The sequence below is a fragment of the Rhizobium sp. WCS2018Hpa-16 genome (genome assembly GCF_031843705.1).
Lineage (GTDB): Bacteria > Pseudomonadota > Alphaproteobacteria > Rhizobiales > Rhizobiaceae > Agrobacterium > Agrobacterium tumefaciens_C.
Genome location: NZ_JAVTIX010000001.1, coordinates 1 through 26,566 on the forward strand (window position 1 = coordinate 1; position 26,566 = coordinate 26,566).

Annotated in this window: 27 protein-coding genes; 22 read left to right on the top strand and 5 right to left on the bottom strand. The window is 54.9% G+C overall.

From position 1 onward, the window contains the following. Positions 1-38: 38 nt before the first annotated feature. Positions 39-995, bottom strand: a complete 957-nt coding sequence (locus RQI55_RS00005; protein ID WP_311272406.1) for a hypothetical protein — start codon at positions 993-995, stop codon at positions 39-41. A 211-nt stretch (positions 996-1,206) separates the two neighbouring features. Between RQI55_RS00005 and RQI55_RS00010 the strand changes: the two genes are divergently transcribed. Continuing rightward, complete coding sequence (locus RQI55_RS00010) at positions 1,207-1,485, top strand: hypothetical protein (protein WP_311272405.1); 279 nt, start codon at positions 1,207-1,209, stop codon at positions 1,483-1,485. Positions 1,486-2,040: 555 nt separating this feature from the next. Then, a complete protein-coding gene (locus RQI55_RS00015) occupies positions 2,041-2,781 on the top strand; it encodes an HNH endonuclease (RefSeq protein ID WP_311272404.1) in 741 nt (246 codons plus the stop codon). Positions 2,782-3,060: 279 nt separating this feature from the next. Here the strand turns inward: RQI55_RS00015 and RQI55_RS00020 are convergent, their stop codons facing one another. Continuing rightward, entirely contained in the window at positions 3,061-3,951 is an 891-nt protein-coding gene (locus tag RQI55_RS00020; protein WP_311272403.1) for a DUF4435 domain-containing protein, read from the bottom strand. Next, positions 3,948-5,333, bottom strand: coding sequence for an AAA family ATPase (locus RQI55_RS00025; RefSeq protein WP_311272402.1), 1,386 nt, complete (start codon positions 5,331-5,333; stop codon positions 3,948-3,950). Before RQI55_RS00025 ends, RQI55_RS00020 begins: the two co-directional genes overlap by 4 nt. A gap of 853 nt (positions 5,334-6,186) precedes the next feature. Here RQI55_RS00025 and RQI55_RS00030 point away from each other — a divergent pair. The 4 genes from RQI55_RS00030 to RQI55_RS00045 all read left to right on the top strand — a co-directional run bounded on the left by RQI55_RS00030 (position 6,187) and on the right by RQI55_RS00045 (position 9,812). Then, complete coding sequence (locus tag RQI55_RS00030; protein ID WP_311272417.1) at positions 6,187-7,449, top strand: hemolysin family protein; 1,263 nt, start codon at positions 6,187-6,189, stop codon at positions 7,447-7,449. Then, positions 7,449-8,042 (top strand): 5-formyltetrahydrofolate cyclo-ligase, encoded by a 594-nt coding sequence (locus RQI55_RS00035; protein ID WP_243255134.1) that lies wholly within the window; start codon positions 7,449-7,451, stop codon positions 8,040-8,042. The genes RQI55_RS00030 and RQI55_RS00035 overlap by 1 nt, the downstream gene beginning before the upstream one ends. Next, positions 8,039-8,863 (top strand): TIGR00282 family metallophosphoesterase, encoded by an 825-nt coding sequence (locus RQI55_RS00040; protein WP_192064432.1) that lies wholly within the window; start codon positions 8,039-8,041, stop codon positions 8,861-8,863. The genes RQI55_RS00035 and RQI55_RS00040 overlap by 4 nt, the downstream gene beginning before the upstream one ends. 112 nt (positions 8,864-8,975) lie before the next feature. Next, positions 8,976-9,812: an MBL fold metallo-hydrolase gene (locus RQI55_RS00045; RefSeq protein ID WP_409233667.1), complete on the top strand. Its 837-nt coding sequence runs from the start codon at positions 8,976-8,978 to the stop codon at positions 9,810-9,812. A gap of 24 nt (positions 9,813-9,836) precedes the next feature. Here the strand turns inward: RQI55_RS00045 and RQI55_RS00050 are convergent, their stop codons facing one another. Then, positions 9,837-10,340 carry a pyridoxamine 5'-phosphate oxidase family protein gene (locus RQI55_RS00050; RefSeq protein ID WP_243255136.1) on the bottom strand — a complete coding sequence of 168 codons (504 nt, stop codon included), beginning with the start codon at positions 10,338-10,340 and terminating at the stop codon, positions 9,837-9,839. A gap of 182 nt (positions 10,341-10,522) precedes the next feature. On the opposite strand from RQI55_RS00050, the gene RQI55_RS00055 reads away from it, so the two are divergent. Beyond that, positions 10,523-11,269 (top strand): YebC/PmpR family DNA-binding transcriptional regulator, encoded by a 747-nt coding sequence (locus RQI55_RS00055; RefSeq protein ID WP_243255137.1) that lies wholly within the window; start codon positions 10,523-10,525, stop codon positions 11,267-11,269. 70 nt (positions 11,270-11,339) lie between these two features. On the opposite strand, the gene RQI55_RS00060 is transcribed toward RQI55_RS00055, so the two are convergent. Further along, a complete protein-coding gene (locus RQI55_RS00060; protein WP_243255138.1) occupies positions 11,340-12,341 on the bottom strand; it encodes an LLM class flavin-dependent oxidoreductase in 1,002 nt (333 codons plus the stop codon). Positions 12,342-12,530: 189 nt separating this feature from the next. Between RQI55_RS00060 and ruvC the strand changes: the two genes are divergently transcribed. The 15 genes from ruvC (at position 12,531) to ftsH (ending at position 26,390) form a co-directional block, all read left to right on the top strand. Next, positions 12,531-13,043 (top strand): crossover junction endodeoxyribonuclease RuvC, encoded by a 513-nt coding sequence (gene ruvC, locus RQI55_RS00065; protein WP_243255139.1) that lies wholly within the window; start codon positions 12,531-12,533, stop codon positions 13,041-13,043. Positions 13,044-13,067: 24 nt separating this feature from the next. After that, the gene (gene ruvA, locus RQI55_RS00070) at positions 13,068-13,685 is read left to right on the top strand and encodes a Holliday junction branch migration protein RuvA (RefSeq protein ID WP_243255140.1); all 618 of its coding nucleotides are present in this window, start codon (positions 13,068-13,070) and stop codon (positions 13,683-13,685) included. Positions 13,686-13,736: 51 nt separating this feature from the next. After that, positions 13,737-14,777 carry a Holliday junction branch migration DNA helicase RuvB gene (gene ruvB, locus RQI55_RS00075; RefSeq protein ID WP_192064428.1) on the top strand — a complete coding sequence of 347 codons (1,041 nt, stop codon included), beginning with the start codon at positions 13,737-13,739 and terminating at the stop codon, positions 14,775-14,777. 2 nt (positions 14,778-14,779) lie between these two features. Then, positions 14,780-15,673 (top strand): metallophosphoesterase, encoded by an 894-nt coding sequence (locus RQI55_RS00080; protein ID WP_409233668.1) that lies wholly within the window; start codon positions 14,780-14,782, stop codon positions 15,671-15,673. Positions 15,674-15,737: 64 nt separating this feature from the next. Continuing rightward, positions 15,738-15,953 carry a DUF2945 domain-containing protein gene (locus RQI55_RS00085; RefSeq protein ID WP_243255141.1) on the top strand — a complete coding sequence of 72 codons (216 nt, stop codon included), beginning with the start codon at positions 15,738-15,740 and terminating at the stop codon, positions 15,951-15,953. Positions 15,954-16,054: 101 nt separating this feature from the next. After that, positions 16,055-16,567 carry an NUDIX hydrolase gene (locus RQI55_RS00090; RefSeq protein WP_243255142.1) on the top strand — a complete coding sequence of 171 codons (513 nt, stop codon included), beginning with the start codon at positions 16,055-16,057 and terminating at the stop codon, positions 16,565-16,567. After that, entirely contained in the window at positions 16,564-17,004 is a 441-nt protein-coding gene (gene ybgC, locus RQI55_RS00095; protein ID WP_243255143.1) for a tol-pal system-associated acyl-CoA thioesterase, read from the top strand. The genes RQI55_RS00090 and ybgC overlap by 4 nt, the downstream gene beginning before the upstream one ends. Positions 17,005-17,264: 260 nt before the next feature. Continuing rightward, positions 17,265-17,984 carry a protein TolQ gene (gene tolQ, locus RQI55_RS00100; protein WP_042617787.1) on the top strand — a complete coding sequence of 240 codons (720 nt, stop codon included), beginning with the start codon at positions 17,265-17,267 and terminating at the stop codon, positions 17,982-17,984. A 30-nt stretch (positions 17,985-18,014) separates the two neighbouring features. Continuing rightward, entirely contained in the window at positions 18,015-18,476 is a 462-nt protein-coding gene (gene tolR, locus RQI55_RS00105) for a protein TolR (RefSeq protein WP_042617518.1), read from the top strand. A gap of 9 nt (positions 18,477-18,485) precedes the next feature. After that, positions 18,486-19,670: a hypothetical protein gene (locus RQI55_RS00110; protein ID WP_243255144.1), complete on the top strand. Its 1,185-nt coding sequence runs from the start codon at positions 18,486-18,488 to the stop codon at positions 19,668-19,670. A gap of 80 nt (positions 19,671-19,750) precedes the next feature. After that, entirely contained in the window at positions 19,751-21,064 is a 1,314-nt protein-coding gene (gene tolB / locus RQI55_RS00115) for a Tol-Pal system beta propeller repeat protein TolB (RefSeq protein ID WP_042617516.1), read from the top strand. A 211-nt stretch (positions 21,065-21,275) separates the two neighbouring features. After that, a complete protein-coding gene (pal, locus tag RQI55_RS00120) occupies positions 21,276-21,809 on the top strand; it encodes a peptidoglycan-associated lipoprotein Pal (RefSeq protein ID WP_042617515.1) in 534 nt (177 codons plus the stop codon). Between the two features lie 156 nt (positions 21,810-21,965). Further along, positions 21,966-22,961: a tol-pal system protein YbgF gene (gene ybgF, locus RQI55_RS00125; RefSeq protein ID WP_192064422.1), complete on the top strand. Its 996-nt coding sequence runs from the start codon at positions 21,966-21,968 to the stop codon at positions 22,959-22,961. 37 nt (positions 22,962-22,998) lie between these two features. Beyond that, the gene (tilS, locus tag RQI55_RS00130; protein WP_243255145.1) at positions 22,999-24,288 is read left to right on the top strand and encodes a tRNA lysidine(34) synthetase TilS; all 1,290 of its coding nucleotides are present in this window, start codon (positions 22,999-23,001) and stop codon (positions 24,286-24,288) included. 155 nt (positions 24,289-24,443) lie between these two features. Beyond that, entirely contained in the window at positions 24,444-26,390 is a 1,947-nt protein-coding gene (gene ftsH / locus RQI55_RS00135; RefSeq protein ID WP_042617514.1) for an ATP-dependent zinc metalloprotease FtsH, read from the top strand. Positions 26,391-26,566 lie beyond the last annotated feature (176 nt).

Genomic DNA, 26,566 nt, shown 5'->3' on the forward strand with positions numbered 1-26,566 from the left:
CTCTCAATGGGCCAGAGCTTACTTCAAAATGGATTATTTCAACGGGGCAAGGTCATCTTGTCCGAATAGAGATCGATGATCTTTTTCTTGAGACGACTGTCGATCACATCTCTGTATCCGTAGGCAGTAGCAAACGTCTCAACATCTTGCCTATCTTTGTTGACAGCGCTTTTTATAGTCAGGAGGTCCATGTTTTGTGGTGCAAATGCGAAACCGAGGAACACCAGAGTTGTTGCAGTTGATACGGAGCGGTTGATTTCTGAAACCATATTGCTGGTCACCGATTCAGACCACGTGACAATGCTCTGACTCATGGAGTTCAGTTTTGTTGGATGTGCATCATCACCGAACGGATGTTTGATCAGGTTGCCCAAAGCGCCGTAGGGATGGATAATGTTCATATTCTCCACGATTTGAAGTGCCTGATCGCGATCCACGCCCCGAAACGTCTTGCAGATAGCTTCCGTCAGAAAATACTCAATGCACCGATCATAGTTAAAAACAATCAGGGTAATATTGTTTCCGATTGAACTTACATCTTCGTTTCGGACGCCCTCAAAAAGCATCTGCGTGAAAGACATAATCCAAGTGTCTTTAACGTCATCCCATTCCACTGATTCACCGCTTTTACCGGATCGACCTAGCAGGCTTTGCCTTTCCGCGATTGAGATCGCATATGCAATTTGCAGCTTACCAACCTTAGCTATCACCGGGTCGGTAGCGTGACGATTGATGAATTCATCAATGGAACCAGCGAAATCAATTGAGCGATTGATTTCTGCCATGGCTTCTAGACTTAGACGTAATGCTGAGTGAGGTAGGTTTGGTTCATCTAAAGCTTGGTAAAGTTCCCTTACGCCTTCCCTTAGACCGCGAGAATCAAAGCGAAAAAGGCTGTTCTGCTTTATCTGTGACATTAAGCCCGATCCAATAGGTAAGCCGAATTCTCTACTGGCTCCGGCTCCAACAACGAACACGGTGTTATCTTTGAACATGAAAAGCCCTCAACCTATCCACGAATGGTTGTACATGGCAAAACCCGTCTTTCATAGACCTTGAAATTGCCAAACAACAGAATTTTATACTATTGACATGTCAATTGCTACTAACCAATAGTTGGCTTATACACAGGCGGAGACATTTTTGTTTTTATTTTACTTTAATTAGAGAGTATAGTCTGATTGTGTGAAACACAGGGATTTGAACATGACAAAAGAACTCTTCGTCCACCCATCTGCTTACTTCCACGGCGACACGTACATGGTTGATGTCCACATCCGTAGTGGCGAGGGGTCATCAGAGCACTTGCAAGTCGATATCGGCATGTTGCCAGACCGGCTTGCACGGGCTGATCCGACCATGGTCGCACGTGTTCAAGCTGCTGTAGAGAAGGCTGTCGTGTTGAAAGGGTTGCCGCTAAACGCCGTTGCGAATTATTTCGCTATGCACTTTCCCGTTAAGGAAGGCGGCGTTTCATATCACTGAGCTTTGCATCGAGCCTTCAATCAGTGAAAAGACCCTTCATAAAGAAGGTTTGCTTTCTCCCCATGTCACATCGACATTCTAAACGAAAGAACCTGTTTAGGCTCGCTCGATACGTTCAGCCACACGCTGTTGTAAAACTTGATGATGTAAGCAGATTCCTCAGCGCGACCAAGCAAGTCTTGGTTTTCAGTCCAGTATATCATCCCACCAGCCCACCAGTTAGTTCACCAAATCGGTACTAATCACGAGTTGAGAAAGGCTGGCAACGTCATTCCGAAACGGAGAGGGTGTTCGTCGAGACATTCCACATTACTGAGAGCGCGGTGCACCAACAGCGGCAAACGTAAAGTGTCACCCCATCTGGCACAAATGCGGATGCGGTACCTTCCTACGTCATGAAACCCATCACGGTTTATTTTGACTGGAACACATACGAATAGTCTCAAATAAAGGCAGTGACAACAGAACCAAATCGGTGCGAGGATGGTGAAAGAAAAAAGAGGTACAAAGATGCTTTGCCAGATTTTAACAGCATTTCATCAGTAAGGACGCAGTATGCCGATCACGAAAGGTCATGGAAACCCGGATTGGACCAGAGACGAAACGATCTTGGCGCTTGACCTACTTTATAAGCACGGAAAGCCGATCGACAGAAAACACTCAGACGTCATGGGGCTTTCGGAATTCCTGCGTAGAATATCTATTCATCCTCACAATGTTCGCACAGAGAAATTCAGAAATCCCGACGGTGTAGCGCTCAAACTCCAGAACCTTTTTTCAGCTGTCGAACCCGGGCGCGGGCTTAGTTACTCCAAAACTGACATGCAGACGGTCGATGCTTTTCCGCAAACACGAAAATCTGAGCTGACCGAGATCGCTGGACTGCTTCGGGTATCCCTAGAAACCAACGAGCCGATCGAAATGCTCATTGAAGAGGGAGAGGTTTTTGTTGAGGGGCGGTGGCTTACAAGCAGGCACCGATTCCGAGATGCAAGGCTGCGTAAACGCTTATTGCAGCGTTCTAAGGAGTTGCGGTGCGAGATTTGTGACTTTATCCCGCCGACCTGTGATCGGGATATTCAGGAATCTTTCTTTGAAGCACACCATCGCGTTCCGATCTCAGCGGCAGAGGGATCAGTCTCTACAAAGGTTAGCGACATGTCTTTGCTATGCGCGTCATGTCACCGTTTCATCCATCGATTGATATCATCGAACGGTTCTTGGATAACGCCCGTGATGGCGCGGGAGCTATTCCATGCATATCAAGCCGGTCCTGCGCGCTTACCAACAAATTAGTGCATCAAGGATACTGACGGTTTAAAACTTTTCGGCAATTTTCTTATCTTCACCGGTTGGGAAGCGATGCCGCTGACTTAGGCAGTCGATACCATTCACTTCTAGAAGTCGCATTAGTGCAGTTGTCACCCCCATGTACTGTTCACAGCACGCATCGCCTGTTTAGCTAAGTGCGCGTGCAGCTGCGAAAGTGGGCAACTAATAGTATCGCTACGCAGCGCCCACAGTTGTCAGAACTTGAATTGTGTAGGACCTCTTCAATCTCCCCATGTAACTCTTTTAGAGTTTGATATCTTGTAAATGCGCAGAGGCAGATAGAGACAAAGTGGGGATCTCTTTCAAAGCTAACTTCGCAATTTTCATACCCTCTCTACCAAGATAGCCGCAGCATTTTTGATAGCTAGTTACCAAGTTTTCTCTAAGAGCCGTCTCAAGGCATTTTTTCGCGAGTTGTGTTAGATATTTCCCTCTCACCCAGTATAGATATTCATCGTCACTTAGATGCTCTTCCCACCGCTTGGCGCTCTCAGCAAAGCCCTCAGTGGGAATATCCCATTTTTTAAGTATATCAATATAATCAACTTCACGCGCGATCAATCCATGTTCGGTTTGCGAGAAAAAGTCATTTATCGACACGCTGTCGAACTCGGGATGCAAACCTCGGCTGCGAGCTTCTATCATTAAACATGACGCTATCTTCAAATGTAGCGCAGACTGTTTTAGACCATTCAAGTAATCTGTGGTTATTTTCGATGATTTCGCCGTCGTTGGCTTAGGTGAAACTTCGCGGTTTATTGCGTACTTAATCGCTTTCTCGGTGCATATTTCAGACTCGATACTATAATATTGACTGTAATGAATTCCATCACACTTACTACCAATGATATCATCGAAATCTTTATCGCAAATATAAAATATACTTGGTTTGGTGCCCCAGCTATGATTCTCACATGCTTTTTTGAGGTTCTTTACACCTTCTTTGTTGTCGCACGGAATCGGTAAAAAACTCGGTCCGAACAAATCTTCTAAAAAGTCATGATAGAAGAGGACATCATCTACCCCTTCTACCGCAATGATATGTTCATATTTTTTGTACTCGAGCTGAAGAAGTTCTGTTAATTTCGCAAATGGCGTGTCTTGGTGGTCAAGTAAAACTGCAGCAAAGCTCATGCGTACACAACTTCCATACTTTGCGTATCTACCAAACAATTCTGAAGCCGATTAGAGAATATGAATGGACTGTGGGTTACGGCAAATACATGCGCGCAATTTCCAGTAGATATGATGTCGGGTAGCAATGTTTTTTGCCAAGGGACCGAGAGCGATAGCTCCGGCTCATCCACTATCAGGATGCACTTGCTGTCGTCAGACAAGAGGAGATAGCTAAACATCGCGAGGATTTGTTTTTCCCCAGAGGAGAGAACCTCCAAATCGAGTTCTTCATTTTCATCCCTTCGGGATCTGAATTTTGGCGATTCGACGAAATTGAAAATCTTATCTGAGCCTATGTACTGACTCGCCAGCTCCGTTAATTTTCGGAGGGGCTCTTCAAGTGCCCCAATACGTTCCTGGGCTTGCAGGAGTTTTTCAACATATAGACCTAGATAACGCTCCTCTGCTTTGGGTGCTTTATTCGGTCTATTTCTCAAGCCTAAGATTTGCGACTTGAGCCTAGCCTTGTCTTGCTTCCGAAAAATGGAGTTGTCTAATGTCTCTATGAAAGATAGCAGCGAATCCTCGTCGATATTCTTGAGCCTGTTCAACGAAAAATTTGATATAGAACCTCGGACGATGTCCAAGATATATTCTTGCGCCGCCCTTTCGGTGGTTCGCTGCTTGGCAATTGCAATAGAATGGATCTTGTTTTCTATCAAGCGCCGCACATCGCGCATTCCTGCGCCAATTACTTCAATATATGCTCGCGGTTTTACCTGGGGGGAATTTGGTTCTCCGCTATCCCTCGGAGCTTGGGCTGCCTCTGGCAGGAAATTCCGAAGGTCTTTTTCGATGCGCCGATAAGTGGGCATGAAAATGATCAATCCAAGATCCATTTTCTCAATAAGGCTTTCAACCGCTATGAAATTTTTTGCGTGGTCTACCTCATCCCTAAGTCGACTATGAAAGGTCGAAATCCCCATGGTGGGTATTTTGAACATTTCTGAGTAAACTCTTCTGTCTTGAAGAGGAATGCTTTCAGAGGATACAAAGTTTCCGAATATATTATTTTCGACGAGGTATGTATATAATTGCTTGTATCGGGGGTTTTCTCCAATGTAGGATGTCATCTCAAGTAAGTCGTCTTTATCGAAATGGATTTCTAAATTTTTTGACTTGATAATTATTTTAGCGAAGCTGTAGTCTGTCAACTTTGCCCACTGCCGGGATATCACCAGGTAGAATATACTGAGGAAATTACTTTTCCCTGCTCCGTTTGGTCCTACAATTATGCTAGCTTCAGCCCCTATTTCGAGCGTGTAGTTTTTGTCACCAAGCAACCCAAACACGGAAAATTCCGAAATTTTAAATTGCTTAGGTTCGTCTGAACGCAACATTTCTCAACCTTCATTCTAGTTGTGGTGGGCGCTAACACTCGCGGTTTGGTAGGAGTGATACACGGGAGTAGTCGTTTGTCCAGTCGAGTGCGAACTGACGGTCAACAGGCAGCGGACTATTGGTTCGCGAGTAGATGAGCCATCAACCTCACCGGTTGAAATGCAGCAAGGGAGACTCTTCAGCATTGAGTACTTCATCAGTAAAGAGTTGCCGCCATGGTTCCTGAAATATCTGCGCTTCGCCTGTGAGAGAAATTTCCCCTTTTTCAAAAGATTTCGTGAAAGTCGGAGAGGTTAGGTAGTGCAAGCTTTTGGGCAATAATCGTTGCGTCGTGCTCATTCGAGGATGCAAGTCGAACTTTGTTCGTGATGGCATCTCAGCTATCTTGCCGATCTGGCGCTTGTTGATTGCAAAACTCCATTGAAAATTTTGACACCGTGTGGTACATGTATGTTTCTATAGGATGATCTAAAATTCAATAAAATCAATAAAAGGGCCCGTGGGCTTGGACATATGGCGCCCACCTACGTTTGTAGGCACCCAGGATCGTAAAACTCCATCGGTCGCCGCGGATCGCACTTTATTTATCGCTCCGGCCCGAGCAGCCCAGAAGCGGCCCAGTCTGTCTCAAGCCTGCTCCCACCTCGCGTGACCTGCCTATGCAGAACGCTTTTTGCGTGGGGCAAGAGTTGTTGGGCCTGAATTTTCATCCTCCGGTCATTGCATTGGTGGAACAAATCCTTATTATTTGCCTTGGTATGTGCGCTCCCGCATTCAACCTTTACGATTGTGGTTGCAGTCGCGACGTGCCGTTCAACAGCCCAAAAAGAGCGAAACTTGTTTACTGAAATTATGATCGTGGTTCTGCTTACCGTTCTGAACGGTGTGCTTGCCATGTCTGAACTCGCCGTTGTCTCCTCCAGACCAGCGAGGTTAAAAGTACTTGCCGCACAGGGCAGCAAGGGCGCTGGAATGGCGCTCACCCTTTCCGAAGATCCCGGACGTTTTCTCTCCACAGTGCAGATCGGCATTACGCTTGTTGGCGTTTTGTCGGGTGCGTTTTCGGGTGCCACGCTCGGCGCACGCTTTACCGGATGGCTTTTGGAGCAGGGCGTGCCAGACCGTGCTGCCGATGCACTTGGCGTCGGTATTGTGGTTGTTGCCATCACCTATCTATCGCTGATTGTTGGTGAGCTCGTTCCCAAGCAGATTGCCCTTCGCGATCCCGAGAAAATTGCCGTTCGTGTCTCTCCGGCCATGGTTCTGCTAGCGAAAGTCGGCGCGCCCATCGTGTGGTTGCTGGACCGTTCCGGCAAGCTTATTCTGGCGCTTCTGGGTCATAGCGGTGAATCCAACAATTCCGTGACCGACGATGAAATTCGCACCGTTCTGGCCGAGGCACACAGTGCCGGTGTCATCGAAAGCGAAGAATCCGCCATGATCACCAGCGTCATGCGCCTTGCCGACCGCAATGCGCGCGGCCTGATGACACCGCGCCGCGACGTGGAAGTGGTGGATATAGAAGACACGCCGGAGGAAATCCGCGTACAGTTGCGCGAAACGCAACGTTCGCGTCTGCCGGTCAGAAACGGGGCATCCGACGAGATTCTCGGCGTTCTCTTTGCCAAGGATGCGTTTGATGCGCTCGCATCCGGCAGGGAGCTGAACATTCGCGAATTACTGCGCGAAGTGCCCGTCGTTTCGGACCTCACCAGCGCTGTTGACGTGATTCAGTCGTTGCGTCGCTCGACCGTTCATATGGTTCTGGTCTATGACGAATACGGCCACTTTGAAGGTATTGTCTCCTCCGGCGACGTGCTGGAAGCCATTACCGGCGCGTTTCAGGAAGATGACGGCGAAGAGCCTGCCATGGTTGAACGCGAAGACGGCAGTTTCCTTGTTGCCGGTTGGATGCCTGCCGACGAATTTGCCGACCGCATGGGTTTCCAGATTGCCGACGATGCCGAGTTTGAAACGGTTGCCGGTCTGGTACTGGACGAATTCCGCCGGTTGCCGGAACTGGGTGAGCACATCACCCGCGATGGCTGGCGCTTTGAAGTGATCGACCTTGATGGCCACCGGATCGACAAGGTGCTGGTGAGCCGGGCTGCCTGATGACATCTGGCGACCTCGATAAAGCCCGGATCAGATCAGAGCGTCTCGCCTTGCGGGACGCTCTTTCCGTTGATGAACGCACTGCCAAAAGCCTTGATATTGCCGAGCACGGTGCCGATGCGATCCGCTTTGAGGCGGGTACGATTGTTTCAGGCTTCATGCCGATCCGGTCCGAGGCGGACCTTCGACCGCTGATGGAGCGTCTACGCATCAAGGGAGCGCGGATCTGCTTGCCGGTCATTCTGGACCGGGAGACGATTGCGTTTCGCGAGTTTGAGGCGGGCTCAGAGCTGGTTAAAACCGGATTTGGCACCACCGGACCGGATGCGCATGCGGCGGTGCTCTATCCCGCAATATTGCTCGTGCCCCTGTCCGCTTTTGATGCGACGGGCCAGCGGATTGGCTATGGAGCGGGGCATTATGACCGCGCAATTGCCAGACTTCATGCAAAAGGGCTTGAAACAAAGCTGATCGGCATTGCATTCGACTGCCAGGAAGTGCCATCAGTGCCCGCGCAAGCGCATGATGTGGCGCTGGATGCCATTCTGACTGAGAGCGGCATGCGATTTTTCAACAGCAGGACGGCGGAATGAGATTACTGTTTCTCGGGGATATGGTTGGCAAGACGGGCCGCACGGCGGTGTGGGAGCGTCTTCCGGGACTGATCTCCGATCTGAAACTGGATTTCGTCATCGTCAATGGTGAGAACGCCGCCGGTGGTTTCGGGATTACCGAGGACATTTATCTCGAGACGATCAATGCCGGTGCCGATGTGGTGACCACTGGCAACCACGTGTGGGACCAGAAGGAAGCTGTGAGCTTTTGCCAGCGGCACGACCAGTTTCTGCGGCCTGCCAACTATCCCAAGGGAACGCCGGGCAAGGGCTCCGGCCTGTTTTATGCGCGCAATGGCGCCCGCATTCTCGTGGCCAACATTATGGGCCGCGTTTTCATGCATCCGGAACTGGACGATCCCTTCAGCTCGGCGGAAACTATTCTGGGTTCCTGCCCGCTGGGTGAGCAGGCGGATGCCATCGTGTTCGATTTTCATGCGGAAGCGACCAGCGAAAAGCAGTGCTTCGGCCATTTCGTCGATGGCCGCGCAAGCTTTGTGGTGGGTACCCACACACATGTGCCGACGGCTGACGCGCAGATCCTGAATGGTGGCACGGCCTACATGTCGGATGCCGGCATGTGTGGCGACTACGATTCCTCGCTTGGCATGGAAAAGGAAGAGCCCATCAACCGCTTCATTTCCAAAATGCCGAAGGGCCGGTTTGAGGCGGCCAGCGGCCCCGCCACCATCTGCGGCGTGGGCGTTGAGATTTCCGACCGCACCGGCTTGGCGGAAAAGATTGCGCCGCTGCGACTGGGGCCACGGCTGGCGGAAACGGTTCCGGCCTTCTGGGCCTGACGTTGAGATCCTGACAATGACGACATTGTGAGCGCCGCAAGCGCGCTTGCGTGTAGACGATCGTTGAGCCTTGCCGCATCTTGGCCCCACTCATTTCGTTCAGGGAGTGGTGGTGATGCTTCGCATGCTCATTCTGGCGATGGCCGCCACGGTTCTGTGCGGAACGATGGCACAGGCGCAGCAAAGATCTGCACGACCTCCGATCAGCCAGTGTCAGGCGATTGCCAGCACACTTCCCGGTGTTACCTTCGCCAGCGTCACGACCAGCCTGCAACGTGTGCAAGCCACCAAAGAAGACGTCAAAATACAATATATCGGGCATTCGACATTTCTCATCACCTCGCCCGAGGGGGTGACGATTGCCACTGATTACAACGGTGTCTATCTGCCGCCTGTCACGCCCACCGTCGTGACGATGAACAATGCGCATTCCACGCATTATATCATGCATCCAGACCCGGCGATCAAACATGTTCTGCATGGCTGGGGCAGTGTCCCGGGAGAGAAAGCCGAGCATAAGTTACAGTTGGGTGATGTCTATATTCGCAATGTTACATCCGATATTCGCAACCGCTGGGGTGGGGGCGGGCTGCTGCAAAAGGATGGAAATTCGATTTTCATCTTCGAGGTTGCGGGCCTCTGCATCGGGCATCTGGGCCATCTGCATTACGAGCTGACCGAAACGCAATATGCCGAAATCGGCCGCCTTGATATTCTGATGGTGCCTGTTGATGGTGGATTGACGATGGGGGCCGACAGTATGAGCCGGATCGTCAAGCGGCTGCGGTCTGCATTGATCTTGCCGATGCACCAGCCAAGCGGTCTGGAGCAATTTCTGGTGACGTTCGGGCCGCAATTTCAGATAGCCTATGCGAACGATCCGGTGATCAATGTCTCCATGAGAAGCCTGCCCCGCCAGCCGCAAATTCTGGTGCCGCAAGGCATGTGAAGATGCGGGTGGCGGGGCAAGGTTTTATGCGAATGTCAGATGCTGGCGCACGCCGACATCAGGCGTCTTGTCATCAGACATATTGGCCTTTGCGATTTCCCAGCCGAATTTCAGCGTACTATCGGTGGAAGCCCAGATTTCAGCCTCATCGACGTGAAGAGCCAGCATGGTGAGCAGGGGATCGCTCTTTCCGTGTTCGTACCAGGCGGCGGTGACCGAGTTCCAGTATTCATCGATCTTGGTCTTGTCGTCACGCACCTCAAGCTTTCCAGTCAGGCAGGCGTGATAGTCATGATCCTTGCCGATAACGCAGAAGTGGGCGCGGGAGGCTGATCTCAGCGACTGGACGAGCTGCGAATCCTTCTTGGAATAAAACCAGATGGTGTTGGTTTTCGGATCTGCGTGAGGTGCCATGGGCTGCATGTGGTTCTGGAGCCCTTCGAGGCCGAGCATGCCCGCATGAACAGAATTGATCTCATCCCAGAGCTGACGGGCAGGGGCTTCGCGTGCTTCACTCAAACTGACCATTCAATATGTCTCCTTCACATTTGCTGACTGGTAACGAAACGAAGTGTGGAGATTTCAGTTCCTTCTGGCGGCAGGAGAAGTATGACCGTGCTGCGACAAGAGTTGGTCATGTGGGCTTGAACCGCCGGGCCATCGCACTTATAAGCACCGCAATCCAAACAAACGATCCGATCAGGGGTGCCATGGCTGGCCATTCACAGTTCAAGAACATCATGCATCGCAAGGGAAAACAGGATTCGATTCGTTCGAAGATGTTCTCCAAGCTTGCGCGTGAAATCACCGTTGCTGCCAAGTCCGGTCTGCCGGATGTGAGCATGAACGCGGCTTTGCGTCTGGCAGTGCAAAACGCCAAGGCGCAATCGATGCCGAAGGACAACATCGACCGTGCCATCAAGAAGGCATCCGGTGCAGATGCCGAGAACTACGATTACGTGCGTTACGAAGGTTACGGTCCAGGCGGCACGGCGGTTATCGTTGAAGCGCTGACGGATAACCGCAACCGCACGGCATCCAACGTTCGCTCCATCTTTACCAAGGCTGGCGGCGCACTGGGCGAAACCGGCTCGGTGTCCTTCTCCTTCGACCGCGTTGGCGAAATCAGCTACAAGGCCTCTGTCGGTGATGCCGATAGCGTTATGGAAGCGGCGATTGAAGCTGGTGCCGACGACGTGGAAAGCAGCGAAGACGGCCACACGATCATCTGCGGTTTTGAAGCGATGAACGAAGTGTCCAAGGCGCTGGAAGCGGTGCTGGGCGAAGCTGACAGCGTCAAGTCCATCTGGAAGCCGCAGAACACGGTGCCGGTGGATGAAGAAAAGGCGCAGTCGCTGATGAAGCTGATCGGCAATCTTGAAGATGATGACGACGTTCAGAGCGTTTATTCGAACTTTGAAGTGTCTGAAGAAATCATGGCAAAGCTTTCGGCCTGATTTGGCCAAGACAGCGATGAACACAAAAAGAAAACCCCGGCTCTCGCCGGGGTTTTACTTTGTTATAGGCTTATGCCGCCAGTTTCAGCCCGCCGCGCACCTGCGCGAAGACCTCGACGGAGCGAAGGCGTTTCTGGATATCGTGGACTGGCATGGAGATGATGAGTTCATCCGCGCCTGTCTCAGACAGGAAGTCGCCGAGCTTGCGCTCAATCGTGGCATGGGAGCCGACGACTGCGTATCGGAGCGTATGATCAACCGTGATGCGCTCCATGTCGCTCCATAGGCCGTCCATGGTTTCGACGGGGCGCGGAAACTGCGTGCGGACATTTTTGCGCAGATTGACGAATTGCTGCTGGGCCGATGTGAACAGATGCCGGGCCTCTTCATCCGTATTGGCACCCACGCCCATCACGCCGACCATGACATAGGGTTCTTTCAATGTTTCCGATGGCTGGAAACGGTCGCGGTAAATGGCGATGGCATCCATCAGCATATCAGGCGCAAAATGCGAGGCGAAGGAATAGGGCAGGCCAAGGGCTGCGGCCACATGGGCACTGTAGGTGCTTGAGCCCAACATCCAGATCGGCACGTTGGAATTCATGCCCGGTACGGACAGGATGGCCTGATCCGGTTCCGGCGCGCCGAGATAGCGCTGCAATTCGATGATGTCGTGCGGGAAGTTTTCCGCGCCCGCATCCAGATTGCGGCGCAGGGCGCGGGCGGTGCGCATATCCGTGCCGGGTGCGCGGCCAAGCCCGAGATCGACACGACCGGGAAGCAGTGCATCCAGAGTGCCGAACTGCTCCGCGATGACGAGGGGCGAATGGTTTGGCAGCATGATGCCGCCGGAGCCGACGCGAATGCGCGATGTGGCCGCGCCGACATGGGCGATGACGATGGAGGTTGCGGCGCTGGCAATGCCCGGCATGCCGTGATGTTCGGCCAACCAGATGCGCTCATAGCCTTCTTCTTCCGCCTTGATGGCCATGCGACGGGAATTATCAAGCGCCTTGCTCGCGGTCTCGCCTTCACCAATGGGCGACAGGTCGAGAATGGAAAACGGGATCATTGGACGCTCCTGGTGCGTATTTCGTTGCCCAAGATGTAAGCGACATGGCCGGATTTGCCAGCCCAATCGCAGCGAATTGAACGATGGATCAAAAAAACTCGTGCAAGGGCCAAGGCGCTTTTTGGTTGGATGTTGTCGTTTTGTTCACTTATCGCTGGCAGGTTTCGAGCCGCAACGTTAGGATGCCATATGCAAAATGCGATTCGAATTATCGGGATAGACCCTGGGCTGCGGCGAATGGGCTGGGGCATCATCGAGACACTGGGCAACAGCCTGCGTTTCGTGGCGTCGGGCACTGTCACGTCAGATGGCGACATGGATCTGGCGTCGCGCCTTTGCCAGCTGCATGATGGCCTCTCCGAGATCGTCCATTCCCATCAGCCACATGAGGCGGCTGTGGAGCAGACTTTCGTCAACAAGGATGCGGTGGCAACCTTGAAGCTGGGGCAGGCCCGTGGCATTGCCATGCTGGTTCCGGCCCGTGCCGGTCTGCCCGTTGCCGAATATGCACCCAATGCCGTCAAGAAAGCGGTGATCGGCGTTGGCCATGGCGAAAAGCAGCAAATTCACATGATGCTCAAGATTTTGATGCCCAAGGCCGAGTTCAAGGGCAATGATGCGGCAGATGCGCTTGCCATTGCCATTTGTCACGCCCACAACCGGGCAGGCGAGCGCATGCGCCGCGTGCTGGCGGCAAGCTGATTTCCTCTTTTCACAGGCGTTACCATGATCGGAAAACTCAAAGGCACCATCGATGAAATCGCAGATGACCATGTGGTCGTCGATGTGCATGGCGTCTGTTACGTGGCCTATTGCTCGGCGCGCACCCTGTCTCGGCTGGGCTCTGCGGGGGAAGCGGTTGTTCTCTTCATCGAAACCTATGTGCGCGAAGACCAGCTGAGGCTGTTCGGTTTTATGACGGCACTGGAACGGGAGTGGTTCACCCTTTTGCAGAGCGTTCAGGGGGTGGGCGCCAAGGTGGCGCTCGCCGTGCTATCCACCCTGACGCCATCGGAACTTGCTAATGCCATAGCCTTGCAGGACAAGGTCGTTGTTTCTCGCGCTCCGGGCGTGGGGCCGAAAGTGGCCGTTCGCATCGTGACCGAGTTGCGCAACAAGGCACCGGCCTTTGCGGGAGACGCCTCCGCCTCCATCGGTTTCAAGCAGGAACTGGGCGAAGGCGCAGCGTCGGCACCGGTGGCCGACGCCGTTTCCGCGCTGACCAACCTTGGCTACTCCCGTGACCAGGCGGCCAATGCCGTGGCGGCTGCGCTGAAGAATGGCGGTGAGGGTGGAGACAGTGCAAAGCTGATCCGGCTGGGGCTGAAGGAGCTTTCACGCTAGTGCGCGCCATGGTAAAAACGCCAGGACAATACCCGGAATGGAATATCTGACATGAGCGACGCGGCACGGCTGATTTCTTCGGAAAAGCGCGGCGAAGATATTGATACGACGCTGCGGCCGCAGACGCTGGATGATTTTACCGGTCAGGCGGAGGCGCGGGCCAACCTCAAGATCTTCATCGAGGCGGCGAAGAACCGTGGCGAGGCGCTGGACCATGTGCTGTTTGTCGGGCCTCCGGGCCTTGGCAAGACGACACTGGCGCAGATCATGGCCAAGGAGCTTGGCGTCAATTTCAAGTCCACCTCCGGTCCTGTCATTGCCAAGGCGGGCGATCTGGCGGCGCTTTTGACCAATCTTGAAGAGCGCGATGTGCTGTTCATCGATGAAATCCATCGCCTGAGCCCGGCTGTGGAGGAAATTCTCTATCCGGCAATGGAGGATTTTCAGCTCGACCTGATTATTGGCGAGGGGCCAGCGGCACGTTCGGTAAAGATCGATCTTTCGAAATTCACGCTGGTGGCGGCCACTACGCGCCTTGGGCTTTTGACCAACCCGCTGCGCGACCGTTTCGGCATTCCTGTTCGACTTTCTTTCTATACCGTCGATGAGCTTGAGCTGATCGTGCGGCGTGGCGCGCGCATCATGGGCCTGCCGATGACGGAAGAAGGCGCGCGAGAGATCGCCCGCCGTTCGCGCGGAACGCCGCGCATTGCCGGGCGGCTTTTGCGCCGTGTGCGGGACTTTGCGGAAGTGGCGCGGGCAGAATCCGTCACACGCCAGATTGCTGACGAGGCACTGACACGGCTGCTGGTGGACAATATGGGTCTCGACCAGCTGGATATGCGCTATCTGATGATGATTGCCGTGAATTTCGGTGGTGGGCCTGTCGGCATCGAAACGATTGCGGCTGGATTGTCTGAACCGCGTGATGCCATCGAGGACATTATCGAGCCCTATATGATCCAGCAGGGTTTCATTCAGCGCACGCCGCGAGGACGGGTCTTGACGGGTACGGCGTGGAAGCATCTTGGTATGCAGCCGCCAAAGGATATCGAAGCGGCACAGTTCCGCATGTCTCTTGAGGACGATTGATTGTGATCACCCGCCGTGCCTTGCTCAAGACTGCTGCGACAATGGCGGCGGGACTGGTTTCTCTCGGTGCCTATGCGGGTGGCATTGAGCCGCTGGCGCGGCTTTCCACCACCCGTTACCGCATCAATCCGCCCGGCTGGCCAAAGGGCCAGACCCTGCGCATCGTGGCGCTTGCCGATTTTCATGCTTGCGAGCCCTGGATGCCGGCAGAGCGGATAGCCAAAATCTGCGATTACGCCAATACTCTGGGTGGCGATGTGATGCTGCTGCTGGGCGATTACATGTCGGGCATGAAGCTGGTGACGGGTGTTGTGCCACCGGAAGATTGGGCAAAGGCGCTTTCGGGTTTGAAGGCACCGCAAGGCGTGCACGCTGTGTGCGGCAACCATGATTGGTGGCAGGACCTTGAGGCGCAGAGGCTGCGGTTGAAGGAAACGGTGGCGCATCAGGCACTGCGGGCGGTGGGCATTCAGGTTCATTCCAACAAGGCTATGCGCTGTGGCACTGAGAGCAATCCATTCTGGATCGCCGGGGTGGAAGACCAATGGGCGTACAAGACCGGAGGCCGCTTGATAGGTCTGGACGATCTGTCCGGCACGCTTGCGCAGGTGAGCGACGATGCGCCGGTCATTCTGCTGGCGCATGAGCCAGATATTTTTGTGAAGGTGCCGGACCGTGTGTCGCTGACGCTTTCGGGGCATACCCATGGCGGGCAGGTCAATCTCTTCGGCTGGCGTCCGGCTGTGCCATCGCGCTACGGAGAACGCTTCGTCTACGGCCATGTGGTGGAGAATGACCGGCATCTTGTCGTGTCCGGCGGGCTTGGATGCTCCATCGCGCCCGTGCGGTTCCTGTCTCCGCCTGAAATCGTGGTGATAGATCTCGGCGAAGCCTGAGGAACCATCGGCAGCTCTGGCCATTGCTCTCTTTTTGGCCCCGTCTTTTGGCAAGGAGCGTGTGATGACAAAGTTTCGCAAGGGCACCAAAGTTCAGTGGAAATGGGGTTCCGGTAAGGGCGAAGGCAAGGTGGCCGAGAGCTTTACCGAAGATGTCGAGCGCAAGATCGAAGGTTCTGTCATCAAGCGCAAAGCCAGTAAAGACGAACCCGCCTATCTGATTGAGCAGGAAGACGGCGGGCGTGTTTTGAAAAGCCATTCGGAACTGGAAAAGGCCTGACGATACGGGGCTCAAGCCGAAACTGGCGATGCGGGGTTCGCAAAGCAGGCGCAAACGCGTAGGCTTGCGGCAACGAGGCCTCCTTTTCCCGGAAGATTTGCATGACTGAAGACCTCCGAATCCGCATGAAATTTAAGCCGAAGCGCCTATTCCAGATGCGTGTGGCCGGCATTGCCTTTCGGGATGGCCACGTGCTGGTGCACAGGGCGACACATGAGAAATTCTGGAGTTTCCCCGGCGGTCGCGCCGAAATGGGTGAGGAGACCAAGGAGACGTTGGCGCGCGAAATGGTGGAGGAGCTTGGCGTTGAAGCAACGGTTGGGCGCCTGCTCTGGGTGGTTGAGAACTTCTACCATTACGAAGGCAAGGACTGGCACGAACTTGGGTTTTACTACCTGATGGAATTGCCGGAGACGTTCCCTTTCCACGAAGCCGACATCATCCACCGCATGCAGGACGGCAAGTATCCGCTCGAATTTCGCTGGGCAAGAGCAACAACCGAAGCCTTGACGCAGCTGGACATTCCACCCTATTTCATCGCCGGTCAGATCGAAAATCTGCCCGTCACGACCCAGCACGTTGTCTGGGATGATCGCAATCTGGACGACAAATGACTGACCTAACCGTATCCCTCTCTGGCGAATTGATCGACCACGGCCATCGGCTGACGCAGCGGGTCTATTATGAGGACACCGACTTTTCCGGTCTGGTTTACCACGCCCGTTACTTGCATTTTCTTGAGCGCGGGCGCACGGATTATTTGCGGTGTCTGGGCTGCGAGCAGAGTGCGCTTCTGACGGCGGATGAGGAGGGGTTGGTTTTTGTGGTTCACCGCATGGAAATTGACTTCAAGTCGCCTGCGCGGATGGATGATGTTTTGACCATCACGACAACGACGGAGAAAGCGGGTGGCGCCAAGATGGTGCTTGCACAGGAAATCTGGCGCGGAGACACATTGCTGATTGTCGCGAAAGTGATCATTGCCGTGATCAATTCCAAGGGAAGACCGCGCCGTCTGCCGGAGACGATTGCCGAGAAATTTCTAAGTTAAGAATTTCCGATGATGCAGTTGCTGCTAGTCGTGTTGATTTCGTAACACTCTCTTAACCATAATGTAGTCTATCTTAACCATCCGGTATTTGTGCGCCGCACGCCTTCCTTTTACCAAATTTACAGTCAAGGAAGGCTGAATGGTCATATCGGGGCACGGCTCAAGGGGTTTTCGGCGACTGCCGCAGGACTTCAAACGTTGATGCGCGTTTAAATCGCCCGGTCATGCACCGGGCGTTTGGATTCGGGGATTGGATTTTTATGGAACAGGCAGGATTGGCCGCGGCAACGCACGACGTAAGTCTCTGGGCTTTGTTCATGCAGGCTGGCCTCATCGTCAAGCTGGTCATGATCGGCCTTCTCGCAGCTTCGGTTTGGACGTGGGCCATCGTCATCGACAAATATGTGGCCTTCGGCAAGGCGAAGCGTCAGTTCGACCAGTTCGAGCAGGTCTTCTGGTCTGGCCAGTCGCTTGAAGAGCTGTATCGCACGCTGGCCGAGCGCCAGAATACCGGCCTTGCCGCAATCTTCGTGGCGGCCATGCGCGAGTGGAAAAAATCCTTCGAGCGCGGTGCGCGGTCTCCCATCGGTTTGCAGATGCGTATCGACCGGGCCATGGACGTGACGATGGCGCGTGAAGGCGAAACCTTCGAAGCGCGGCTCGGTTCGCTGGCGACGATCGGTTCGGCGGGTCCGTTTATCGGTCTGTTCGGTACGGTCATTGGTATCATGACCTCGTTCCAGGCAATTGCCGGTTCCAAGTCCACCAACCTTGCGGTTGTGGCTCCTGGTATCGCCGAAGCGCTTCTGGCAACGGCCATTGGTCTTGTCGCCGCTATTCCGGCCGTTATCGCCTACAACAAGTTCACCGGTGATGCAGGCAAGCTTTCTGCGCGCATGGAAGGCTTTGCGGACGAGTTTTCCGCCATCCTTTCGCGACAGATCGATGAGAAGCTGCAGACACGTCAGGCCGCGCAGTAACCGCGTCACCGAGCGAGTGGAGTAAACATAATGGGTATGTCAGCAGGCGGTGGCGGCGGTGGATCCGGCGGACGCCGTGGCCGAGGCCGGGGACGCCGCAAGGGTGGCGCGATCAGTGAGATCAACGTGACGCCACTCGTGGACGTCATGCTGGTGCTGCTCATCATCTTCATGGTGGCTGCACCGATGATGACGGTGGGCGTGCCTGTCGATCTGCCGCAGACCTCTGCCAGTGCACTGAATTCTGAGACTCAACCGATCACCATTTCGGTCAATGCGGATGGCGTGATCCATTTGCAGGAAACGCCGATCCAGGCGGTGGAAGTGGCCGACAAGCTGCAGGCAATCGCTACCACCGGCTATAATGAGCGCATTTTCGTGCGTGCAGATTCCGTCGCGGCCTATGGCATCGTGGCGGATGTGATGGCGCGTATTCAGGCTGCGGGTTTCAAGAATATCGGCCTCGTAACGCAACAGAAACAGGACAATTGACGTAAAGCGATGAAGGGCAGCATTACCACATCTGCGATTGTGCACGCTTCACTGCTGGCTGTTGCCCTGGTTTCCCTGGGCTCGCCGGCACCGCTCGAGGTGACTCAATCTGAGGCCATGCCTGTGGATCTGGTATCCGTAGAAGAGATGACGCAGATACAGCAGGGTGACAAGAACGCGCCCAAGGCTGAAAAATCCGCGCCTGTTCCCACGACTCGCCCTGATGTGGTTGCGAATGCCCAGAACGTCGGCAACAACAGCGCCGATCTGGATGCGCCACCAACGCCGACGGAAAAGCCCAATAATAATGACAGCGCGGCCGCTCCTCCCAAGCAGGAGAAGCCAGCGCCTGTCGTCGATAACAAGCCGAACGAAGTCAAAGATATCGTGAAGGAAGAGACATCTGCGCCCAAGCCGCAGGAAACCGCGTCGCTTCCCATTCCCAAGCCGGAAATAGCGACACCCCCGACGCCCACGCAGCCCCCGGCTCAGCAGCAGGCGCAGGAGCCGCCGCCGCAAAACCAGGAACCGGCTGAAATTCCCGTGCCGGCCAATGTGCCGCGACCCAATTCGCGCCCCACACCGCCGCAGCCAAAGCCGGAGCCGCCGAAGGAAGCTGAACAGAAACCAGCCGAGCAGAAACCTGCCGAAAAGCCGCCGGAAAAGACATCCGATCAGGCCAAGTCAAATGAGAAGCCGTCCGACAAGAAAGTCGCTGACCGCAAGCAGGAAACGGCAAAGTCTGCCAACTCGCAGGCCAGCGAGTTTAATGCCGATGAGATTTCTAAGCTGCTGAACAAGCAGGCACCTTCAGGTGGTGGCGCAAAGCGCTCCACTGAAACGGCGTCGCTTGGCGGCAAGAAGACAATCGGTACGGGCTTGAGCTCGAGTGAAGTCGACAATGTGCGCGGCCAGATTCAAAACAACTGGACCATGGCATCCGGCCTGACAGGCGTTTCGGAAGTCCGGGTGGTTGTTCGCGTATCACTCGATCAATCTGGCAACATTATCGGCCAGCCAGAAGTAACAGCGACAGGTGGGCCTGATGGAACGCGCCGCGCCGTTGAAGGCAGCGCGCGCCGTGCGATCTTCCGGTCGCAGCCGCTGAAAAACCTGCCGCCAGACAAATACGAGGGCGAAAAGGGATGGAACACCATGGTTCTTGAATTTGATCCGTCCGAGTTTGCCATTTAACCGACAGTTTTGGGACCGATGACAACACTGACACCCAACTCGATGTCTAATTTTTGTATGAAGCTGAAAGGCTTGTCTCAATGACCAAGTTCTCTTTCCTGCGTGCGTTGACGGTAGCCTGTGGCATGCTGTTTTCGTTCGTTGCAGTTACCCCGGCCAGTGCTGAAGTTCGAATCAACATCAACAAGGGCAATGTTCAGCCGCTGCCAATCGCCATTACCGATTTCATGTCGGCTGATGGAATCGGTGCGCAGGTGTCGCAGGTTATCGCGGCTGACCTCCAGCGTTCCGGGTTGTTTGCGCCCATCAACAAGAATGCGTTCATCGAAAAGATCAGCAATCCTGACCAGCAGCCACGGTTTGAAGACTGGAAAGTCATCAATGCGCAGGCACTGGTCACGGGTCGTGTGACGAAGGAGGCCGATGGTCGCCTGCGCGCCGAGTTCCGCCTTTGGGATACGTTTGTGGGTCAGCAGATGAGCGGCCAGCAATTCTTTACGCAGCCGGAGAACTGGCGTCGCGTCGCTCACATCATCGCCGATGCGATCTATGAGCGTGTGACGGGCGAAAAGGGTTACTTCGATACCCGCGTCGTGTTCGTGTCTGAAAGCGGACCGAAGACTGACCGCAAGCGTGCCCTTTCGATCATGGATCAGGACGGTTTCAACGTTCGTAACCTGACCACGACCAAGGATCTGGTTCTGACGCCGCGCTTTTCGCCAAGCCGTCAGGAAGTGACCTACATGTCGTTTGAGGGCCAGCAGCCGCGCGTTTATCTGTTGCAGTTGGAAACCGGACAGCGTGAAGTTGTTGGCAACTTCCCCGGCATGACATTCTCGCCGCGCTTCTCGCCTGATGGACAGAAGGTCATCATGAGCCTTCAGCAGGAAGGCAACGCCAATATCTATACGATGGACCTGCGCTCGCGCACCACGACACGCCTGACCAACACCGGCGCCATCGACACTGCACCATCCTACGCGCCTGATGGTCAGCGCATCGCCTTCGAAAGCGACCGTGGCGGCCGCCAGCAGATCTACGTTATGAATGCCGATGGTTCCGGCCAGACGCGCATTTCCTTCGGCGATGGTTCCTATTCCACGCCGGTATGGTCTCCGCGCGGCGATCTCATTGCTTTTACCAAGCAGTCGGGCGGCAAGTTCTCCATCGGCGTCATGAAGCCGGATGGTTCGGGCGAGCGCATTCTAACGTCTGGCTTCCACAATGAGGGGCCAACCTGGGCACCGAATGGCCGCGTTCTGATGTTCTTCCGCCAGAATGCAGGCTCCGGCGGTCCTCAGCTCTACTCCATCGACCTGACGGGATATAACGAGCAGCAGATCAAGACGCCGACATTCGCGTCTGACCCTGCCTGGTCGCCACTTCTCGACTAACCCAGCTATTATGGAGGTCCGCTCTTGTTGCGGGCCTCCATATTTCCTCAGCATGTCGCATCGGGGCATGTCTTGTTTTTTGCTGCAATTTGGTTGTGAGGGCGCAAAAAATAAGGCATTTCCTTTCTGTTAACCATAATCGTTTGGGGGCAATTAACTGCATTCGGTTATTGTCTGGCAACGTTACTGAATTTCTAAGGAGAGACCGGCTATGAGCCGTACAAACACTTCGGCACTCGGCCCGATGCAGAAAATTGCCCGTAACCCGGCCATGATCGCTCTGACGCTCGCGCTTGCGCTGGCCGGTTGCGCCAACAAAAAGAACATGCCGAACAGCGCTGGCGAGCTTGGCCTTGGCGGCGGTGCCGGTTCTGCGACGCCTGGTTCTGCACAGGACTTCACTGTCAATGTCGGCGACCGCATCTTCTTCGATACGGACTCGACATCGATCCGCGCCGACGCACAGCAGACCCTGCAGCGTCAGGCTCAGTGGCTGGCCCGTTATCCCAACTACGCCATCACCGTTGAAGGCCATGCCGATGAACGCGGCACACGCGAATACAACCTTGCGCTGGGTGCACGCCGTGCAGCCGCCACCAAGGAATTCCTCGCTTCGCAGGGTGTTCCTGCAAACCGCATGAAGACCATTTCTTACGGTAAGGAACGTCCTGTTGCTGTTTGCGACGACATTTCCTGCTGGTCGCAGAACCGCCGTGCGGTCACCGTTCTCGGTGGCGCTCGCTAAAACCTCTCGCGATTGTGTGATGATGATTGACAGGCGGTCCTCGGGCCGCCTTTCTTTTTTCCATAGTTTGGCCGAACTTAAGTTGCTTTTTGACGCCAGATGGAAAAAATCCGGTTTTGCGTCGTTGGGGCGCAAATCAACCAGACAGGACGCAACATGAAGAAACTTGTCGTGGCGGGAATGCTGGGGCTTGCAGCCTGCACCGGCTTGAGCGGCGTGGCCGTCTCAGGTCCGTTGTTCGGTTCAGGTGGGGCCTTCGGCACGTCGAACACGCAAAATGCACCCGTGATCAATGTGCAGGCAAGCGAAACCTATCGCGTACAGCAGCTTGAGGAGCAGATCCGCCAGCTGAATGGCCGCATTGAGGAAATGAGCTTCCAGCTTTTGCAGATGCAGGAAACGATCCGCAAGGCACAGGAAGACAACGAGTTCCGTTTCCAGGAACTTGAAGGCGGCAAGGCCGCCGCACCTGCGCCAAAGAAGAAGGCTGAAGCCGACATTCCATCGGCTGGTCCTCAGGACGATGTCGCATCCATCATTGAAACGCCGTCCGAGGGCGGCGCTTCAATGGGTGGTGGTGACATTGGAGTATCACCACGCGCTAATGCAGCACCCGGCGAAACGACGCTGGGGTCTATCGAGCTTGATTCCCGTGGGGCGCCCGTGGGCGGATCGCTGAACTCCGGTGCCAACAACTCTGCCGGTGCGTTGCCTGGCGTTGAAACCGGACGCTCTTCCAGACCTGATCCCGTCAACACGGCAGCGCTGACCAGCGAAAACGACATCTATCAGGCGGCCTACAGCAATGTTCTGTCTGGCGATTACAAGGCGGCGGAAAAGGGTTTTGAGCGGTATATCCAGGGCTATCCCAAGGGAACGAAGGCTGCTGATGCCAACTTCTGGCTGGGCGAAGCTCAATATAGCCAGGGCAAATTCACCGATTCTGCCAAGACGTTTCTGAATGCGCACCAGACCTACAGCAAGTCGCCAAAGGCACCGGAAATGCTGTTGAAGCTTGGCATGTCACTGGCTGCTCTCGACAACAAGGAAACGGCCTGCGCAACCCTGCGTGAAGTGCCAAAGCGTTACCCCAGCGCCTCCAAGACCGTTCTGGGCAAGGTTACCAGCGAACAAAAACGCCTGAGCTGCTAAGACGGTGACGACCGCTTGTCATGGCAGGTCGTCTTTGGTGACGCCGATTGCGCCTCTTTTGGCTGCGCGGCAGTTCATCGACAAGATTTCAAAACCCACGACGATTCTCGCCGCCGTTTCCGGTGGCAGCGATTCCACCGGATTGCTGATCGCGCTTCACCGCGCTGTGCGCGACGCGAGCAGAAGCGACATTTCCATTCATGCCGTGACGATAGATCATGCTCTGCGCTCCGAATCCGCCATGGAGGCGCAAGGCGTGGCGCGGCTGTGTGAGCGCATCGGCATTCCGCACCATATCCGCCGGTGGGATGCGTCTAAACCGAACAGCGGTATTTCCGCAGCGGCACGACTTGCCCGTTACGGGCTGATTGGGGCGGTTGCGGAAGACATTGGCGCGGACTTGGCTGTTGTCGGCCACACGCTGGGCGATCAGCAGGAGACGATTGCCATGCGCAGCGCCCGAAGCCAGCGGGCAGACAATCTTGGCCTCGCAGGCATGGCGGACGGTGTTCTCTACGACCGTCGCCTTTGGATCTTGCGACCATTCCTGAATTGCACGCGGCAGGATATCAGGGATTTTCTCTGTGAGCAGGGGCTTACCTGGTACGATGACCCCAGCAATGATGACATGAAATACGAGCGCGTTCGGATGCGCAAGGTGGCATCCGGGATGTTGATTGATCGCTCAATCAACCGGGCTGAACTCTCGGAACTGGCAGCGCAACTGATTGAAGACTATGGCATATCGGATGGCGGCAATATTTTTGCGTTGAAACGGGAAGCGTTCGATGCTGATCCAGCAACGCTGCGCTACGCTTTGTCAGTGCTCGCCTGTGTTGCTGGTGGGCGGCGCTTTGCGATGGCGGCTGACAGCATGGACAAGATGATGGCCTGCGCCACGCCAGAGGGTGTGGGCAAGATGACGGCTGGGCGGGTGATGTTCGACCGCCGGAAAGACGTCCTTTATCTGGTGCGCGAGGAGAGGGGCATCGAAACCTTGCAGGTTCCCGCCGGTGCAACACGGGTGTGGGACGAGCGCTTCGAGATCAAGAATAATTTTGCATTTGATATGGTCGTGCGGGCCTGTGGCAAAGAGGCGCAGGGCGCTGGTGTCGTAACCGATTTTCCTGCCGGGGTTCTTCGCCGGGCCAGGCAGACAATGCCGATGTTTGAGGGGCAGCAAGGCGAAGTATTGTCTGCCGGAAATGTGGAATGGCGCCGGATGATTGCTCCCTATGACCTGTTTCTGCCGCGCTTTGATCTGACGCTTGCAAATGCAATTGCGGGGCTTGTTGGTCGCGAAGCCTATCCGCTTGCGCCGATCTAGCGCTGCTTGCGCATTTCACACGGGTTTTTCGCAGAGTTTTTACCTCAAATTGCATCTGATGCCCCCACCTGCCTTGGCAAGGGCAACTGTCGTCCTTATGTTAGGCACAACATAATGGCGGGCACGCATTTGCCCGTTGCAGTTCGGGGAGTTCAATGAACCCAAATTTTAGAAATTTCGCCCTGTGGGCCGTGATCGCACTGTTGCTGATTGCGCTTTTCAGCATGTTTCAGACGTCGCCCTCGCAGTCGAGTTCGCGTGACATCCCCTATTCGCAGTTCTTGCGCGATGTTGATGCCGGGCGGGTGCGTGAAGTCACCGTGACCGGCAACCGGGTTCTGGGAACTTACACCACTGAAAACGGCACAGCCTTCCAGACATATTCCCCCGTCATCGATGATTCGCTGATGGAGCGTCTGCAGAGCAAGAACGTGACAATCGTTGCGCGCCCCGAAAGCGACGGTTCGTCCGGCTTCCTGAGCTATCTTGGTACATTGCTGCCCATGTTCCTGATCCTCGGTGTCTGGCTGTTCTTCATGCGCCAGATGCAGGGTGGTTCTCGCGGAGCCATGGGCTTTGGCAAGTCCAAGGCAAAGCTTCTGACCGAAGCGCATGGCCGCATTACGTTTGATGATGTTGCAGGCGTTGATGAAGCCAAGCAGGATCTGGAAGAAATCGTAGAGTTTCTGCGTGACCCGCAGAAGTTCCAACGTCTGGGCGGCAAGATTCCGCGCGGCGTACTTCTCGTTGGACCTCCGGGTACTGGTAAGACATTGCTGGCGCGCTCCGTTGCGGGCGAGGCCAACGTGCCTTTCTTCACGATCTCCGGTTCGGACTTTGTTGAAATGTTTGTCGGCGTTGGTGCTAGCCGCGTGCGTGACATGTTCGAGCAGGCGAAGAAGAATGCGCCTTGCATTATCTTCATCGACGAAATCGATGCCGTTGGTCGCCACCGTGGTGCCGGTCTTGGCGGCGGTAACGACGAGCGCGAGCAGACGCTGAACCAGTTGCTGGTTGAGATGGATGGCTTCGAAGCCAATGAAGGAATTATCCTGATTGCTGCGACCAACCGTCCTGACGTTCTTGACCCTGCCTTGCTGCGTCCGGGCCGTTTTGACCGTCAGGTCGTTGTTCCGAACCCTGACATTGTTGGCCGTGAGCGCATTCTCAAGGTTCACGCCCGCAACGTGCCTTTGGCACCGAATGTCGATCTCAAGGTTCTGGCTCGCGGCACGCCCGGTTTCTCTGGTGCGGATCTGGCCAACCTCGTGAACGAAGCTGCCCTGATGGCTGCCCGCCGCAACAAGCGCGTGGTGACCATGGCTGAGTTTGAAGATGCCAAGGACAAGATCATGATGGGTGCGGAACGCCGCTCTTCCGCCATGACCGAGGCCGAAAAGAAGCTGACTGCTTACCACGAAGCTGGCCACGCCATTACCGCGCTGAAAGTGCCGGTGGCTGACCCGTTGCACAAGGCCACGATCATTCCGCGTGGTCGCGCGCTGGGCATGGTCATGCAGTTGCCGGAAGGCGACCGCTACTCCATGAGCTACAAATGGATGGTTTCGCGTCTCGTCATCATGATGGGTGGCCGCGTGGCTGAAGAACTGACCTTCGGCAAGGAAAACATCACCTCGGGCGCATCGTCTGACATTGAGCAGGCCACGAAGCTTGCCCGTGCGATGGTGACGCAATGGGGCTTCTCCGACGCGCTTGGACAGGTTTCCTACGGTGAAAACCAGCAGGAAGTGTTCCTGGGTCACTCGGTTTCGCAGTCCAAGAATGTTTCCGAAGCCACGGCGCAGACCATCGACACGGAAGTGCGTCGTCTGATCGACGAAGCCTATACCGAAGCGCGCCGTATTCTGACCGAGAACCATGATGGCTTTGTCGCCATTGCGGAAGGTCTGCTGGAATACGAGACTTTGACGGGCGAAGAAATCAAGGCGCTGATCCGGGGTGAAAAGCCAGCCCGCGATCTGGGTGACGATTCGCCGGGCCGCAGCTCGGCTGTGCCGAAGACCGGCGCGAAGAAGGATGGCCCAACTGACGCCAAGGGCGACGGTGAAGCGGAAGGCGGCATGGAGCCGCAGCCGCGCTGAACCTCAAAATTCTACTGATATCAAGGGGCCGTCCGTAACAGGGTGGCCCTTTTGCTTTGCTGTATGCCTGCGTCAATCTGAGCTGGTAACAACATATGTTTGCTCTTTGCGGTAATTGACGTGCTGTGCTGCGCCTTTTATGGCATCTAGCCGGAAAGCTTGGCGGACATTGGGGT

Excerpts from the sequence above, each read along its gene's own strand:
- RQI55_RS00005 (WP_311272406.1), bottom strand. The coding sequence starts at position 995 with ATGTTCAAAGATAACACCGTGTTCGTTGTTGGAGCCGGAGCCAGTAGA.
- RQI55_RS00010 (WP_311272405.1), top strand. The coding sequence starts at position 1,207 with ATGACAAAAGAACTCTTCGTCCACCCATCTGCTTACTTCCACGGCGAC.
- RQI55_RS00015 (WP_311272404.1), top strand. The coding sequence starts at position 2,041 with ATGCCGATCACGAAAGGTCATGGAAACCCGGATTGGACCAGAGACGAA.
- RQI55_RS00020 (WP_311272403.1), bottom strand. The coding sequence starts at position 3,951 with ATGAGCTTTGCTGCAGTTTTACTTGACCACCAAGACACGCCATTTGCG.
- RQI55_RS00025 (WP_311272402.1), bottom strand. The coding sequence starts at position 5,333 with ATGTTGCGTTCAGACGAACCTAAGCAATTTAAAATTTCGGAATTTTCC.
- RQI55_RS00030 (WP_311272417.1), top strand. The coding sequence starts at position 6,187 with ATGATCGTGGTTCTGCTTACCGTTCTGAACGGTGTGCTTGCCATGTCT.
- RQI55_RS00035 (WP_243255134.1), top strand. The coding sequence starts at position 7,449 with ATGACATCTGGCGACCTCGATAAAGCCCGGATCAGATCAGAGCGTCTC.
- RQI55_RS00040 (WP_192064432.1), top strand. The coding sequence starts at position 8,039 with ATGAGATTACTGTTTCTCGGGGATATGGTTGGCAAGACGGGCCGCACG.
- RQI55_RS00050 (WP_243255136.1), bottom strand. The coding sequence starts at position 10,340 with ATGGTCAGTTTGAGTGAAGCACGCGAAGCCCCTGCCCGTCAGCTCTGG.
- RQI55_RS00055 (WP_243255137.1), top strand. The coding sequence starts at position 10,523 with ATGGCTGGCCATTCACAGTTCAAGAACATCATGCATCGCAAGGGAAAA.
- RQI55_RS00060 (WP_243255138.1), bottom strand. The coding sequence starts at position 12,341 with ATGATCCCGTTTTCCATTCTCGACCTGTCGCCCATTGGTGAAGGCGAG.
- ruvC (WP_243255139.1), top strand. The coding sequence starts at position 12,531 with ATGCAAAATGCGATTCGAATTATCGGGATAGACCCTGGGCTGCGGCGA.
- ruvA (WP_243255140.1), top strand. The coding sequence starts at position 13,068 with ATGATCGGAAAACTCAAAGGCACCATCGATGAAATCGCAGATGACCAT.
- ruvB (WP_192064428.1), top strand. The coding sequence starts at position 13,737 with ATGAGCGACGCGGCACGGCTGATTTCTTCGGAAAAGCGCGGCGAAGAT.
- RQI55_RS00085 (WP_243255141.1), top strand. The coding sequence starts at position 15,738 with ATGACAAAGTTTCGCAAGGGCACCAAAGTTCAGTGGAAATGGGGTTCC.
- RQI55_RS00090 (WP_243255142.1), top strand. The coding sequence starts at position 16,055 with ATGACTGAAGACCTCCGAATCCGCATGAAATTTAAGCCGAAGCGCCTA.
- ybgC (WP_243255143.1), top strand. The coding sequence starts at position 16,564 with ATGACTGACCTAACCGTATCCCTCTCTGGCGAATTGATCGACCACGGC.
- tolQ (WP_042617787.1), top strand. The coding sequence starts at position 17,265 with ATGGAACAGGCAGGATTGGCCGCGGCAACGCACGACGTAAGTCTCTGG.
- tolR (WP_042617518.1), top strand. The coding sequence starts at position 18,015 with ATGGGTATGTCAGCAGGCGGTGGCGGCGGTGGATCCGGCGGACGCCGT.
- RQI55_RS00110 (WP_243255144.1), top strand. The coding sequence starts at position 18,486 with ATGAAGGGCAGCATTACCACATCTGCGATTGTGCACGCTTCACTGCTG.
- tolB (WP_042617516.1), top strand. The coding sequence starts at position 19,751 with ATGACCAAGTTCTCTTTCCTGCGTGCGTTGACGGTAGCCTGTGGCATG.
- pal (WP_042617515.1), top strand. The coding sequence starts at position 21,276 with ATGAGCCGTACAAACACTTCGGCACTCGGCCCGATGCAGAAAATTGCC.
- ybgF (WP_192064422.1), top strand. The coding sequence starts at position 21,966 with ATGAAGAAACTTGTCGTGGCGGGAATGCTGGGGCTTGCAGCCTGCACC.
- ftsH (WP_042617514.1), top strand. The coding sequence starts at position 24,444 with ATGAACCCAAATTTTAGAAATTTCGCCCTGTGGGCCGTGATCGCACTG.